This window comes from Deltaproteobacteria bacterium, assembly GCA_009692615.1.
Taxonomy (GTDB): domain Bacteria; phylum Desulfobacterota; class Binatia; order UBA9968; family UBA9968; genus DP-20.
In genome coordinates this window covers 1-13432 of sequence record SHYW01000027.1, presented here as the reverse complement: position 1 = coordinate 13432, position 13432 = coordinate 1, and the positions used below count along the sequence as shown (strand labels likewise).

The following is a 13432-nucleotide window of genomic DNA, read 5'->3' as shown; positions in this document are numbered from 1 at the left end:
TGCGTAACTTCTAACAAAGTTTCGTCATAAGCGTCAATGGCGGCGCGATGCGCGAATTACAAATTCCAAATTCCAGATTGCAGATTGCAGATTGCAGATTTACGGATACGAGCCGTGATCAGCGTTTTCGATTTGACGGATGGATCGCTTTGCACTAGTTTCGCGGCACGGAGACTCCCATGAATCGCGTCGCGCGCCTGTCGCTGCTATTAATTTGCATCATCGCAACCAGCCCTGTCGCTGCCCGAGTATGCGCCGCGGAGAAATCGGTGAAACTCATTCCTATCCGCATCGCCGTAGTCTCGCGCGGCACCCTCGACTTGCCATTTTGGGTGGCGCGCGAGCGCGGTTTTTTTCGCGACGAAGGCATCGACGCCGAGATCATTCTTTTCAAAGCTAGTCTAACCGTACAGGCGACGCTCGGCGGCAGCATTGATTTCGGCACTGCCACGGGCACCGCGCTCAGCGCCGCGGTCAACGGCGCCGACGTGCGCGTCGTCATGGCGATGAGCGAGCGGCCCTCTTTCGATTTAATGGGCCACGCCAGCATCGCGAGTATCTCCCAACTGCGCGGCAAGCGCATCGGCTTCGGCGGCGTCGGCGGCTTACCTGAGTTAATCATCCGGCAAATCTTGTTGGCGAATCAAATTCCCGTCGACCAGGTTACATTCTTATCGCTGGGTGGTGGCGACGTGTCGTATATGTCGTTGCGCGCTGGCGTCATCGACGCGGTGATGTTGCAGATACCGAATACCTTCGTCGCCCAGGACGAGGGCTTTCGAAAAGTCGCCTCGGGCGGCGACTACTACCGCGCCGTGCAAGGCGGACTCGCCGTGACCAAAGCGCTGCTCAGCGAGAAACCCGAAGTCGTGACCAAAGTCATCCGCGCCACGCTGCGCGCCCTACGCTTGTTAAAAAACGACAAGCGCTATGCCGTCGAAACGCTGATCCAAAAAAACTACGTCGAGCTCGGCAAGGAACGCGAACGATTTGCCGAACGCGCCTACGAAGCGGCCGTGCAAGGCTACTCGCTCACCGGCATCATCGATGAAAAATTGCAGCGCGAGATGATCGCGACCGCAGCCCAGCGCGTCAAACCGCCGCCGCAGATCGCACCGGAGCGGGTTTTCGACTTCACCATGGCGCGCAACGCCGGCGAAGGATTGCGCTAGATTGTTACCGGTTGAGCAATTGCCAAAATGGAATACACAACGCTAGGTCGGACAAAGTTGAAAGTCAGCATCGCCGGCTTGGGCTGCGGCGGGCCGAGCCGCTTGGGGCTCAAGGACAAAAACAAAAGCGAAAACGATGTCGTCGCCCATGTGCGTGGCGCCATCGATCTAGGAATTAATTTTTTCGACACGGCGGAGTGGTACGGCACCGAGGCCGTCGTCGGCAAGGCGATTGCCGGCGTGGCGCGCGACCGGCTGGTGATCTCGACCAAGAAAAATATCGTGCCTGAGGATCATGGCGATCCCGCCGGCGAGATTCGCCGTTCGCTCGAACAGAGCTTGAAAAATCTCGGCACCGATTATGTCGATGTCTACCATGTTCATGGCGCCGAGCCGAAGGATTATCGCAACGCCGTGGAGCGCCACCTGCCAACCATGTTGCGTTTGCGAGACGAAGGCAAGATTCGCGCGCTCGGCATCACCGAGCGTTTCGTCGTCGACTCTTTGCACACCATGCTCGAACAGGCGCTGCGCGACAATGTCTGGGACGTGATCATGGTCGGCTTCAACCTGCTCAATCCCTGCGCGCGCAAAAACATCTTGCCGCTGGCCAAGGCGAACGACGTTGGAGTGCTGGTCAGCTACGCGCTGCGCCGCGCCTTGAGTCAGCCGGAGCGTTTGAAAAAACTCTGCGCCGAGCTGATCGCCAAAGGCGCCCTTGCGGCCGATGCCGTGAACGCCGACGCACCGCTGGATTTTTTGCTCAACGAAGGCGGCGCGACTTCGATCCAAGACGGCGCCTATCGCTTTTGCCGTCACGAGACGGGAGTCGACAGCGTGCTCACCGGCACAGGCAATCCAGCCCATCTCAAAGCTAATGTCGAATCGCTGCTGCGGCCCGCCTTGCCCGCACCGGTGCGCCAGCGTTTGATTGAAGTGTTCGGCAATTTGAATTCGCTGACGGGAAATTATTGACGGCTGCAAGTCTAAATTGTCCTTGAGGATATTTGTCATGAGCAAAAACATTTTCAGTCAAGTTCTCTTGGCGCTGGGAATTCTAGTCGGCAACGTTGACGCGCAATCCGACTACTATCAGGGCAAAACCATTCGCATCATCGTCGGCTACTCGCCCGGCGGCGGTTACGACGCCTTGGCAAGAATGCTGTCGCGCCATATGGGTAAATACATTCCCGGCCATCCGACGTTTTTGGTCGACAACATGGCCGGCGCCGGCAGTTTGCTGGCGGCCAATCATCTTTACAAAGTCGCCAAGCCCGACGGTTTGACCATGGGCCACTTCAGCGGCGGCTTCGCTTTCAGCCAAGCGACCGGACAGCCGGGCATCGCTCTCGATATGAAGAAATTCGTTTACGTCGGCGCCGCCGCGCGCGACGAGAGCGCCATCGCGCTCACCAAAGCGAGCGGCATTTCGAGCATGGAAAAATGGTTCGCAGCGAAAACGCCGGTGAAGATGGGCACCACCGGGCCGGGCGCCTTCGGCACCGACAACGTCATCAAGGTGATCAAAGCGGCGTTGAACTTGCCGATCCAAATTATTTCCGGTTACAAAGGCACCGCCGACATGCGGCTGGCCGCCGAGAGCGGCGAGATCGACGGCACCACTTGGGGCTGGGACACCATGCGCGGCGCCTGGCAAAAATCGTTAGAGACAGGCGTGGTCGGTATCGTGCTGCAAACCGTGCCCAAACCGTTCGCCGATTTGCCCAAGGTTCCCTTGGCCATCGATCTAGCGAAGACAGCGGAAGCCAAGCAGCTGATCGAAATCGGCATTCACTTTCCGAGCAAGATCACCAAGACTCTCGCGCTGCCGCCGGGCACGCCGCTCGATCGCGCCCAGCTACTGCAAAAAGCTTTGCAAGAGACGGTCAGAGATCCCGAGTTCATCGCCGAAGCGGAAAAAGCTCGTCTCGGCTTAGCACCCGTCACCGCCGAGGATATGAAGAAAACCGTCGACGCGATTTTCAACCTCGACCCAGCGGTGTTGGCGAAGTTGAAGAGCGTACTGTTTTAGTCGAATGTAGTGACGGGATTCATCGCGCCCGTGGATCTCGGACGGGGATTATTTAACCGCAAAGGACGCAAAGAGCGCAAACAAGAAATCGGACGCGTAGGGGCAAGGCGTGCCTTGCCCTTCCGATCGGATGATTGAGGTCACATGAAATTTGGCATTCACATTCTTCCAACCTACATGCCGGACGTCGAAGGGCCGCTGCCGGACTTTTACCGGCAGATGTACGACCAGATCATCGAAGTTGAAAAGCTCGGCTTCAATCAAGCGTGGATCACCGAACATCATTTCGGCGTCTACGGCGGCAGCTTGCCCCATCCGCCGACGTTCTTGGCCGCGCTAGCAAGCAGAACGACGCGCATTCGTTTGGGCGTCGCCGTCGCGGTGTTGCCGCTGCACAACCCGATCGAACTCGCCGAAGCTTACGCCATAGCCGATGTGATCTCCGGCGGGCGCTTGGATTTCGGTATCGGCAAGAGCAGCGAACCGGTGGAGTATCGCAAGTTCGGCATGAACCGCGACGAAGCGACGGCGCGCTTCATCGAATGCGCCGAGATCATCCGCCAAGCTTGGTCCGATGGACCGGTTAATTTTCACGGCGAATTCTATAATTACGACAACGTCGATATTTTACCGAAGCCGGTGCAGCGGCCCCATCCTCGCATCTGGGTCGGCGCCACCCGCAGCGAAGAAACTTTTCGCTGGGCCGGCAAGCATGGCTACGATTTGATGACCGTGCCCTTCGTCCATCCGACCACCGACGCGCTACGCGAGTTGGTAAAAATCTACCGCGGCGAGTTGGCCGACGCCGGCCATGACTTCGTCAGCCGCGACGTGCTCGGCAAGTTTCACATTTACGTCTCGGATAGTTTCGAACGGGGCATGCGCGAAGCCGCACCGTTCATGAAAAACTACAGCGACCTCCACACCGCCGCCGATCCGACGCGAAAACTCACCGAACGCGACATCGGCGCCGACATGGCGCGCGGCTTCATCATCGTCGGCGATCCCGAACGCTGCGCCGACACAATCCAACGCTGGCACCAAGAAGCCGGGATCACGACCTTCTCCGGCACCTTCCACTTCGGCGGCATGCCGCAAGAGCTGGCGCTCAAAAATCTCCATCTGTTCACTGACCGGGTGATGCCGGCGCTGGCAGCGCTGTAACTCATGAAAGTACTAACCCAACAATGAAGTAATAATCCGAGGATCTTCGTAGAGGCGGACCGGAGCCTGTCCTGAGTCCGTCGAAGGATGTCCGCCATCTTTGCGGATATCGGATAAAGATGTTCTCACCACAGAGATCACAGAGGACACAGAGAAATTTAATTTCCCAACCCTCTGTGTGCTCTGTGGTGAATCTTCTGCTCCCCTCCTTTTCTTCTTTCTCCAGAATTTTACCGCCGCCAAATTTCAACTTGACAGTGGCGCACTCCATCCCCTATTTTACCGCCAGCGCCTTATTATTCGATTCCATGTTTGAATTGTTTCGAGGAGGCACCATGCTCAACAAATGTTATCTTCGCAGCTTCGTCTTCGCCGCGTTTTTCGGGTTCCTACCGCTGCTAGCGTTCAATTGCGCACCGGCGACGACAACACAAAGCGGCGAGGAGGTGTCGATGGTCCTCGGCGCGAGAAAAATGGCACCTCCTCCTCCCTCGACGGCTCCGTCGCGCGTCGCGCAAACGGCGCCAGCTTTTTACTATGAGCCGGTGGGGCCGTTCTTTTTCTATGTCGAAACTTTGACAGCCAATGCGCCGAACAAATACGGCTATGCGCCGACCCAACCGTGCATTCAGAGCGGCGTGTTCAAACGCGGCATGAAAATCGTCGTGCGCTTCGATATCCTCGACACCAGTACCGGCAAGCGCGTCACCGACAAAGACGGTGCGACGGTCAAATTGGTCTTGCCCCATGGCGAAGAAGTTCCCGGCCGCTGGAACATGCGCGGCGGCGGCGCGGCGCTGCCAGGCTCCGCCTGGATGTGGGACACTTCTTGGGACATTCCGCCGGACTATCCTTTGGGCTCCTTCGACTATCGCATCGACATCGCGACCAAAGACGGGAGGAAGATGACCTTCTCGCCGCCGATTCAAAAAGCCACCACGGCCGACAGCCGCGTGCGGATCATCGATTGAATATTTCAGCATGATGAATCCACTGCCTCGCTTGCGTCGTTCAGTGCCGCTCAGCGCCTTGGCGCTATTATTTTTATTCGCGCCTGGGTCGTCATTCGTATCCGCCCAACAAACCAAGTCCGCCAGCAATAGCGCACCGCTCAAAGCTCTCAAAGTCGAACCGGTCAAAGGGTACGTTGGCGCATCGTTTACGATCAGCGCCGAAGGCCTGGCCGCAGGCAAGAAAGTGGAATTTTTCTGGACCACCGTTGACGCGCAATATCTTACCAAAGTGTTGGTCGACAACGTCGAATATCACGAGCGCAATTACGACGAGAAGCGCGTGTCCCTCGGCAGCGCCACCGTCGACGGCCAAGGACGGGTGAGTTTGAAATTAACCGCGCCGGAAGATTTCGGCGAGGTGCACGACATTCATGGCGCGATCGACGGCCAAGACCTAGTGCGCGGCGGCTTTCGTATTCTGCGCAGCGCCGCGATCACGCCGAGCGAAGGTCCGGTCGGAACACCGATCGTCGTTACAGTGCACGGCATGGGCTGGCGCGGCTTTGAACAATTCATGGGCCTGCGCTACGACAATAAATATACCGGCGAGATTTCCGCGGTGACGACCAAGGGCAGCGCGACGTTTCAGATTCGCGCCGCCGGGCCGGCGGGTAAGCATGTCATCCAACTCAACAACAGCACCGCCTACGCGCCGGGCGCTTATCTCAACACCCAACAGTCGCCGCAGGCTTACATCTATTCTCATCTCGGCAACCAGCAAGAGTTTCGCTTCACATTTAATGTCACCAAAGACGCCGGTCCGCCGCCCAATAAATTAGATTGGCCGGAGGCAACTCGAGTTGCAAAACTTTCCGCCGACGCGGCGCGCACGACCATGAGCATGAAACCGGTGGCTCCCGGATCAATACAATTGTCGCCAACGTCAGGAGCTGTGCATACCAAGACAGTCATGAATGCCAAGGGATTGCCACCCAGCAGCGAAGTCGGTCTGCACTTCGTCACCGCCCGCGGCAACCGCATGACGCCCAGCGGTTGGAATCTCGACAACGTGGCGCTCACAACCGCGACGACAAAAGCTGACGGCACGTTAACGACGAATCTTCAGATCCCCGACGATCTCGGCGGCTGGCACGTAGTTAAATTAGTCGCCCACGATCGCGTGCTGGCGGAAGTCCCCTTCTACGTCGAACAGAGTCTGGTCAAAGTAAATCCACGGCGGGTGAAAGTCGGCGAGCCCTTCACGATTCAAATCAAAGGCAGCGGCTGGACCGAGCTCGATAATACGGTCGCGGTCACCTACGACAACGCGGCGATGGGCTACGCTTGCGGTTTCAACAGCAACGGCGACATCACCATCAATCTGGTCGCCAGCGGCGCACCCGGCACACACCTGATCGATCTTTATCCCGCGATCTACAAAGGCAAAGACCGCGTGCCGTGGAATTATCAAACGCCCTTCCTCACCTACGCCCGCGACTTCCCCGCCCTGGCGCTCGGCTACAAATTGCCGGCGTATCGCATAGCGATCGAAGTCGTGCCGTAATCGTCAAGATTAAATTCCGTCATTCCGGCGTAGGCTGGCATCCAGTTTTTTTCCGTAGAGCGGGTCGCGACCCGCCCTTCCCATCCGCCCCTGGATTCCGGCCTGCGCCGGAATGACGAAAAGAAAGCAGCTTCGATTCGACAAAATCCGTTCATCAGTAATTAGAGCAGCGTCAACCCGCTCAGCTATTTTCGGCACTGGTTCACTATGATTTAAACGAATCGTCTTCGTAGGGGCGGACCCCTGTGTCTGCCCTCCGGAACAGGCGACCACAGAGGGTCGCCCCTACATAGGATGATATTGAAACCGAACCGCTACCCTATTTTCTATCCATTGGTAATCTGTGCTACAGAAAACCTATGAACAAATATCCAGAGTCGCCATCGTCCCCCCGCGCGCCGCTGGCCATGCCATTTTATTACGGCTGGTTCGTCGTCGGATTGAGTTTTCTCGCCAACCTCACCGCGGCCGGCATCCGCTCGGCGCCGTCGGTGTTGATCCATCCATTCGAGGCGGAGTTCGGTTGGAGCCGCACCGAGATCGCCTCGGCGGCGAGCCTCAATCTTTTGTTGCTCGGATTGTTCGCGCCGGTGGGCGGCTGGTTGATCGACCGCTTCGGGCCGCGCCGAGTGATTCTCAGCAGTCTCACAGCCATCGCGCTCGGTCTCACCGGCGTGGTGTTCCTGCAACAACTTTGGCAGCTTGTTTTGCTTTGGGGCGTGATCCTCGGCATTGCCACCGGAATCACTCCCGCGCTTGGCGCGAGCATCGCGGCGCGCTGGTTCGTCGACCGGCGCGGCTTGGCGGTGGGCATCATGACCAATGCCAACGCGGCGGGACAAATTGTTTTCCTACCGCTACTCATGTCGGTGATTCTCTCCACTGGTTGGCGCAGCGCGCTGATGATGATCGTCGCGACCGCGTCGCTATTGATTCCCGCGATCTGGTTCTGGATGCGCGACAGTCCTGCCGATGTTGGACTTGAACCATACCGATCTGGACAGGGAAGCGGCGCGCCAACACGATCCAGTTACACTCGCGGCGTGATTCGACCGATGTCGATGGCGGCGATGTCGGAGGTGGTGAAGACCTCGACGTTCTGGATACTCGCCGGCTGCTTTTTCATCTGCGGCGTGACGGCGAATGGACTGATCGGCACGCATCTGATCCCACACGCAATCGAGAGCGGCATCCCGCAAGTGACCGCGGCGGCGGCGGTGGGCATCATGGGCGGCGCGAGTTTCATCGGCACGACATTTTCCGGATATCTCGTCGACCGTATCGATCCGCGCAAAGTGCTCGCCGTCGTCTACGCCCTACGCGGCACCGCGTTGCTGCTACTCACACTGGTTACCGAATCGACGGGATTATTTCTGTTCGCCGTGCTCTACGGTCTCGACTGGTATGCGTCGGGCCCAGCGACCACGACGATCATCGCCCGCACCTTCGGATCCGAAAGAGTCGGCAGCATCTTCGGCACGGTCTTCGTCTTCCATCAACTCGGCGGCGCCTCCGCCGCCATCCTCGGCGGCTGGGTGCGCGTGCACTTCGGCGACTATCACTACGCTTTTCTCGTCGGCGGTTGCATGGGACTGATCGCCGCGTGCCTCGCGTTGACCGTCGACCGGCGCAACGTGGAAAAACCGGAGATCGACATAGAGCCGGAATTCGCCGGGGCGTGAGTGAAGAATTTTGGATTTGCGTCCGCGGGGCCGCTTTTAGATTTTGGATTGGGGGAAGTCTATGCGATGAGAGCTATCGATCGTTAAATTCCGTCGGCTTCGTAGTTTCGTTGCCGCATTATTGCTATTCGATGTGCACGGAACGGCTTTCGTACCCCGGCAAAGTGATCAAGTAGGCCTGAGACATCACGTTGGTGTAACGGATTATCGACTGGAGTAATTGCCGGCGCAAATCAGGAGATCGACTACTATGATGATTTCACAGCAACGTTTTGAAAATTATCGAAGGCTTTTGCTTAGGGTGATACTGCTAGCCTTCACCATGCTCAGTAGCTCGACGCGGGTAGCTTCGAGCGCGAGCGTCCCGGTGCAAAATACCGCGACGCAAGTTTTTGCCGAAGCCGATGAAGCTTCCGAATTGATCGAAACAGTTCGAGACGGCGCAGTGTTGTCGCCCATCGCGGAGATGACCGGCGGCGGTGGTACAAAATGGTTCATGGTGAAAACCCGTAGCAGCAACGTCGGCTGGATCAAGTCGAGCGACAATTCCGAAGCGCGAAGAGTTAACGACCACTTTCGCACCATGCCGAAGGAGTCCATATCCGTTGGACCCGCTAGTAGTGAGGCGGAACCGGCGGTGAGAATTTCGACGACTGGGGTGATTTCAATCCCGATCAAAATTTTCGGCACCAGGGTGGTCGCACCCGTCACGCTAACGAGTGGCAACAGTAGCTCCACTGGCAATCTCTTGGTCGATACCGGGGCCTCTCAAACGATGATATCCAAACGGATGGCGAGGGAGATTAGGCTGCCTGCTATCGATAGTCAGATTCGAATCGGTATCGGTGGCCAGATCGTCGTCGATGTGGGTCAGGTGGATTCAATTAAGGTCGGCGACGCAGAAGTGAAGAATATGCGCGTCAGTATCCATGATCGTGGCTATGACTTCCGCACCGAAGGTTTGTTGGGATTCGATTTTCTCGGCCGCTTTCAAATGTCGGTAGATGCCGACAAACAGGTAATGATTTTAACCCCGCGCAAGAAGTAAAACTTACTGGACCATTGGTGGCGCCGGTGTGGTATGATGGTGGAAGCGAGCCAGGGACAGGCTCGTTATACCAATCAATAGGGAGATCGACGATTATGCTATTCTCGATTGAAAGTATATTCCTTGAAATACATTTCCAACGCGTTCGGATTCGTTGCTGGCAAATTTGCCGCGGGCTTTTGTTGAGCGTCACGTTTCTAGCCTTCACTTTGCTCGGCGACGTGGTACGGACGGCGTCGAGCGCGAGCGCACCGGCGCAGAGTAGTGCGGCTCAGCTTTTCGCCGAGGCGGATGAGGCGTCAGAGTTGATTGAAACCGTCCGCGACGGCACGGCATTGTCGCCCATCGCCGAGATGACAGGAGGTGGCGGTGAGAAATGGTTCATGGTGAAAACCAGAAACGGCAACATAGGATGGATCAAAACCGCGAATAACGACGCGGCGAAAAAGATCGACGATCATTTTCGCGCACTGCCCAAAGAGACGATGATTTTCGCCCCCACGCCTCCTGCCGGAGAACGTGAAGCCAAAGCGTCGGCTACCGGCGTGATCACCATTCCGGTCAAGATCATACGTTCCAAAGTTATTGTGCCTGTGACATTTAGTAACGGTAACAGCACTGTCATCGCTAACTTGGCGGTCGACACCGGGGCCGATCAAACGACAATATCAAAGCGAATCGCCTCCGACCTCAGACTACATTCGGTCGGTTGGCAACAAAGCAGCGGAATCGGCGGTTCCGTGGCGCACGACGTTGGCCAAATCGAATCGATCAAAGTCGGTGAAGCAGCCGTCAAGGGCTTAAGCATAGCAATTTATGATTTTTCGCGTGATCCAAATTATGAAGGATTATTGGGAATGGACTTTCTCGGTCGCTTTCAGATGTCAGTCGACAACGACAAACAGGTGTTGGTGTTGGCGCCGCGCGGCAAAAGCGCCCCCGAAGGTGCCCCAGCCGGCGCGCGAAATACTCCCTGAGGCGGTGAAACACATCGGCCGCGATGATAAAACGAGCGGGCAACGATTAGCCAAAACCCGCTACGATGGTTGACCGCTCGCGACGATCAACGCGTAGACCTTCTTCATCTCGTTTCTGGCGAAACGCTGCGCCAGAGCGCGCATGACTACCGCCTTATCGGCATGGATCGAGACGCCGAGCTTGGCGTACTCGTTCAACACCAGTTCTTTGAACTCAAATTCGTGCTGGACTTGCCGGATGCATTCTTCGATGTGCGGCCGGAACGCTTCGATGTCGCGCACCTCGTACTCTTCGGCGAGCATGGGCAGGAGCGTTTCGTAGCTGAGATCGTCGCTGGTTTCGAGAAGATTCCAACAAGTCGAGATCACGGCTTTTTTGTTGACACCGAGCGCCCAGTGGATCGCTTCCACGGATTCGGGCTTACATTTCCACAAAGTGACGCGGCCACTCGGTTCCTCAACGTACCAGACGGTGCCCTCGACGCCGGTTAATTTTTCATCGTCCGTCGGTTTATTTCTTTGCTCCATCTGCGCGCGAATCTCTGCATACTTCGCCACCGCGTCTTCACCCGCGGCGATCTCACCGAACAGCAAGGTGCCAGGCACGTCGAGCAAATTAAGTTGATGCTGCGGCACTACGCTCGCGTCGGGCATCACGCCGAAAAGCACCGCCACCGCGAGGGCTTTTTCATAGACGATGAGGTGGAAATTACGCGCGCCGTACATCTCGAAACTGATGTGGCAGCCGTTGACTTCGACGAGTCGCGAAATCGCTGGGTGGGTTTGCAGCAATTCCTTCCACATGTCGAGAAATGGTCCCCAGCGGCTGTTGCGCAGCGTCGGCGACAAACGCAGCTTGTAGGTCAGACGCCATTGACCGTCGCCATCGCGATAGCGATACGCAAGTACGTTGGTACCGTCGAGTTTTTCATAGAGATGAACGGTTTTGATCGGCGGAAAATGAAACGAACCATCTTTGCCAAATGGGTAATGCAACTTGGGCGTGGCTAGAATCAGCTGTGGCGCTTGCGAGTCACCGACATGGGTGATCGCCAAGGCGCCGTAACGGTGATCGGTTTTTGGGCAGAGAAAGCCGCGCAAGCGCAAATCACCGTTAAAGGGATCCTCGACATCGAACGGCTGCAGCCATTTTTCATCAAGACCGATCAAATCGGTCGCAGCAGCAAGAGCGTCGCTATCTATGACAGCGTCCATCTTTGGAGCAAAGTGAGTTTGGTATCGTCGCCTACCGCTAACGTGCGCGCGCGCGAAGGTCAATACCTATAGGACTCTTTCGATAGATAATTGCGGGGCAGACTGCTTGATTGAGCAAATTACGTTGGCGTAATTCTTTGGTTGAAAGCTGACGTTTTTGCTTGATGATTTCACTCCCGTCAGGAGACCGTGAGTAATTCACCGCAAACCAGATACCGTTGAGTCGCCGCAAGTCTGATCCCGGTGCCAATTGGATATTGTTGACTTTGCTCTGCGCAACCGCGATGCGTTGCCGGCGTTGTTCCTTGGCGCGTTTCCGTGCTTTGTCGGTATCGGCTTTCGCGCGTTTTAAGATTCCATCCTGTGGGTCGACATAGAAATCGTAAGAGCGCCGCCAACGAGACGCAACCATCGGTTCGCCCGCTTTGTTGACGCTCATCTTAACTGCAACGTAGTCTTTCAGATGATCGCGCACATGTTGCTGCACCGCGTTCGTCGCTTTGAGATTGGCGCTAATCTCCGAGTAAACTCTGGCCCACGGACGACCGACCTGACGAGCGAGGTAGCGGCGCAGCGGCGCGAGGTTCTCGTTTAGCGACTTGTTGTCGGCCAGGCGATATTTCATTCCTTGCTTGATCGGTTGCGCTTCAAGGTCTTTACCCAATCGCCCTTTGCACCTGCTGTATCCGCCGCGCCTTGGGCGCTCGACAATGACTTTGGCCATATCTTCGCGCATGGTGTTACTCCTACAAAAGTTATTCCGTAGCGGACTTGCGGTCAACCCAACGCGCAAACTTTCAGAACGAAGGCAATGACCCATCTTTACATCGCGGCGAATCTTATTGGACACTGAATGAATCAATTTATTCATCGTGAATCGCGGAGGCCAAAGAATAGGAGCGTATGAATTTAATTTTGGAGCGCTTGCGCGACGATGGAAAATATCACAATGCAGTGCAGAGTGTGATTGACAAAATAGAAAAAAATACAAAAGCCCCAACCTCTTTCGAAGTTGGGGCTTTTATGTAAAATCCGGCAGCGTCCTACTCTTCCATACGGCAACCGCATAGTACCATCGGCGCTGGAGGGCTTAACGGCCGAGTTCGGGATGGGATCGGGTGTGACACCTCCGCTATCGCCACCGGAAATTATTGAGAGCTATTCTCTCACAACTGAATACGGGCAAAACGAATTAACACGGAGTCGAATTGATAAATATGGTCAAGCCGCACGACCAATTAGTACCAGTTAGCTTCAACCATTACTGGCCTTCCACATCTGGCCTATCAACCTTGTAGTCTACAAGGGGTCTTTAGAGGCCTTACGACCTGGGATACCTTATCTTGGAGGGGGCTTCCCGCTTATATGCTTTCAGCGGTTATCCTGTCCGCACATAGCTACCCGGCGATGCCACTGGCGTGACAACCGGAACACTAGCGGTGCGTTCTTCTCGGTCCTCTCGTACTAGAGAAAACTCTCCTCAAGTATCCTGCGCCCACGGCGGATAGGGACCAAACTGTCTCACGACGTTTTGAACCCAGCTCGCGTGCCACTTTAATCGGCGAACAGCCGAACCCTTGGGACCTACTTCAGCCCCAGGATGTGACGAGCCGACATCGAGGTGC

General features: G+C 56.4%; 11 protein-coding genes and 2 rRNA genes. 9 read left to right on the top strand and 4 right to left on the bottom strand.

The window, feature by feature from the left end; genetic code table 11:
* The first annotated feature begins 179 nt into the window (after positions 1–179).
* From EXR70_08720 to EXR70_08680, 9 genes are all read left to right on the top strand, one after another.
* Positions 180–1172 (top strand): ABC transporter substrate-binding protein, encoded by a 993-nt coding sequence (locus tag EXR70_08720; GenBank protein MSP38557.1) that lies wholly within the window; start codon positions 180–182, stop codon positions 1170–1172.
* Positions 1173–1199: 27 nt separating this feature from the next.
* Positions 1200–2147, top strand: a complete 948-nt coding sequence (locus EXR70_08715; protein MSP38556.1) for an aldo/keto reductase — start codon at positions 1200–1202, stop codon at positions 2145–2147.
* A gap of 37 nt (positions 2148–2184) precedes the next feature.
* The gene (locus EXR70_08710; protein ID MSP38555.1) at positions 2185–3204 is read left to right on the top strand and encodes a hypothetical protein; all 1020 of its coding nucleotides are present in this window, start codon (positions 2185–2187) and stop codon (positions 3202–3204) included.
* 144 nt (positions 3205–3348) lie between these two features.
* Positions 3349–4368 (top strand): LLM class flavin-dependent oxidoreductase, encoded by a 1020-nt coding sequence (locus EXR70_08705; GenBank protein MSP38554.1) that lies wholly within the window; start codon positions 3349–3351, stop codon positions 4366–4368.
* 335 nt (positions 4369–4703) lie between these two features.
* On the top strand, positions 4704–5339 hold the full coding sequence (locus EXR70_08700; GenBank protein ID MSP38553.1) for a hypothetical protein: 636 nt from the start codon (positions 4704–4706) through the stop codon (positions 5337–5339).
* A 10-nt stretch (positions 5340–5349) separates the two neighbouring features.
* Positions 5350–6885, top strand: coding sequence for a hypothetical protein (locus EXR70_08695; GenBank protein MSP38552.1), 1536 nt, complete (start codon positions 5350–5352; stop codon positions 6883–6885).
* A 359-nt stretch (positions 6886–7244) separates the two neighbouring features.
* On the top strand, positions 7245–8567 hold the full coding sequence (locus EXR70_08690) for an MFS transporter (protein MSP38551.1): 1323 nt from the start codon (positions 7245–7247) through the stop codon (positions 8565–8567).
* Between the two features lie 250 nt (positions 8568–8817).
* A complete protein-coding gene (locus EXR70_08685; GenBank protein MSP38550.1) occupies positions 8818–9615 on the top strand; it encodes a hypothetical protein in 798 nt (265 codons plus the stop codon).
* Between the two features lie 95 nt (positions 9616–9710).
* Positions 9711–10592, top strand: coding sequence for a hypothetical protein (locus tag EXR70_08680; GenBank protein ID MSP38549.1), 882 nt, complete (start codon positions 9711–9713; stop codon positions 10590–10592).
* Between the two features lie 60 nt (positions 10593–10652).
* Here the strand turns inward: EXR70_08680 and EXR70_08675 are convergent, their stop codons facing one another.
* From EXR70_08675 to EXR70_08660, 4 genes are all read right to left on the bottom strand, one after another.
* A complete protein-coding gene (locus EXR70_08675; GenBank protein MSP38548.1) occupies positions 10653–11807 on the bottom strand; it encodes a hypothetical protein in 1155 nt (384 codons plus the stop codon).
* Positions 11808–11844: 37 nt separating this feature from the next.
* Positions 11845–12543, bottom strand: coding sequence for a hypothetical protein (locus tag EXR70_08670; protein ID MSP38547.1), 699 nt, complete (start codon positions 12541–12543; stop codon positions 11845–11847).
* 294 nt (positions 12544–12837) lie between these two features.
* A 5S ribosomal RNA gene (gene rrf / locus EXR70_08665) occupies positions 12838–12953 on the bottom strand.
* 69 nt (positions 12954–13022) lie between these two features.
* Positions 13023–13432, bottom strand: a 23S ribosomal RNA gene (locus EXR70_08660); the annotation flags it as partial.

Excerpts from the sequence above, each read along its gene's own strand:
- EXR70_08720 (MSP38557.1), top strand. The coding sequence starts at position 180 with ATGAATCGCGTCGCGCGCCTGTCGCTGCTATTAATTTGCATCATCGCA.
- EXR70_08715 (MSP38556.1), top strand. The coding sequence starts at position 1,200 with ATGGAATACACAACGCTAGGTCGGACAAAGTTGAAAGTCAGCATCGCC.
- EXR70_08710 (MSP38555.1), top strand. The coding sequence starts at position 2,185 with ATGAGCAAAAACATTTTCAGTCAAGTTCTCTTGGCGCTGGGAATTCTA.
- EXR70_08705 (MSP38554.1), top strand. The coding sequence starts at position 3,349 with ATGAAATTTGGCATTCACATTCTTCCAACCTACATGCCGGACGTCGAA.
- EXR70_08700 (MSP38553.1), top strand. The coding sequence starts at position 4,704 with ATGCTCAACAAATGTTATCTTCGCAGCTTCGTCTTCGCCGCGTTTTTC.
- EXR70_08695 (MSP38552.1), top strand. The coding sequence starts at position 5,350 with ATGATGAATCCACTGCCTCGCTTGCGTCGTTCAGTGCCGCTCAGCGCC.
- EXR70_08690 (MSP38551.1), top strand. The coding sequence starts at position 7,245 with ATGAACAAATATCCAGAGTCGCCATCGTCCCCCCGCGCGCCGCTGGCC.
- EXR70_08685 (MSP38550.1), top strand. The coding sequence starts at position 8,818 with ATGATGATTTCACAGCAACGTTTTGAAAATTATCGAAGGCTTTTGCTT.
- EXR70_08680 (MSP38549.1), top strand. The coding sequence starts at position 9,711 with ATGCTATTCTCGATTGAAAGTATATTCCTTGAAATACATTTCCAACGC.
- EXR70_08675 (MSP38548.1), bottom strand. The coding sequence starts at position 11,807 with ATGGACGCTGTCATAGATAGCGACGCTCTTGCTGCTGCGACCGATTTG.
- EXR70_08670 (MSP38547.1), bottom strand. The coding sequence starts at position 12,543 with ATGCGCGAAGATATGGCCAAAGTCATTGTCGAGCGCCCAAGGCGCGGC.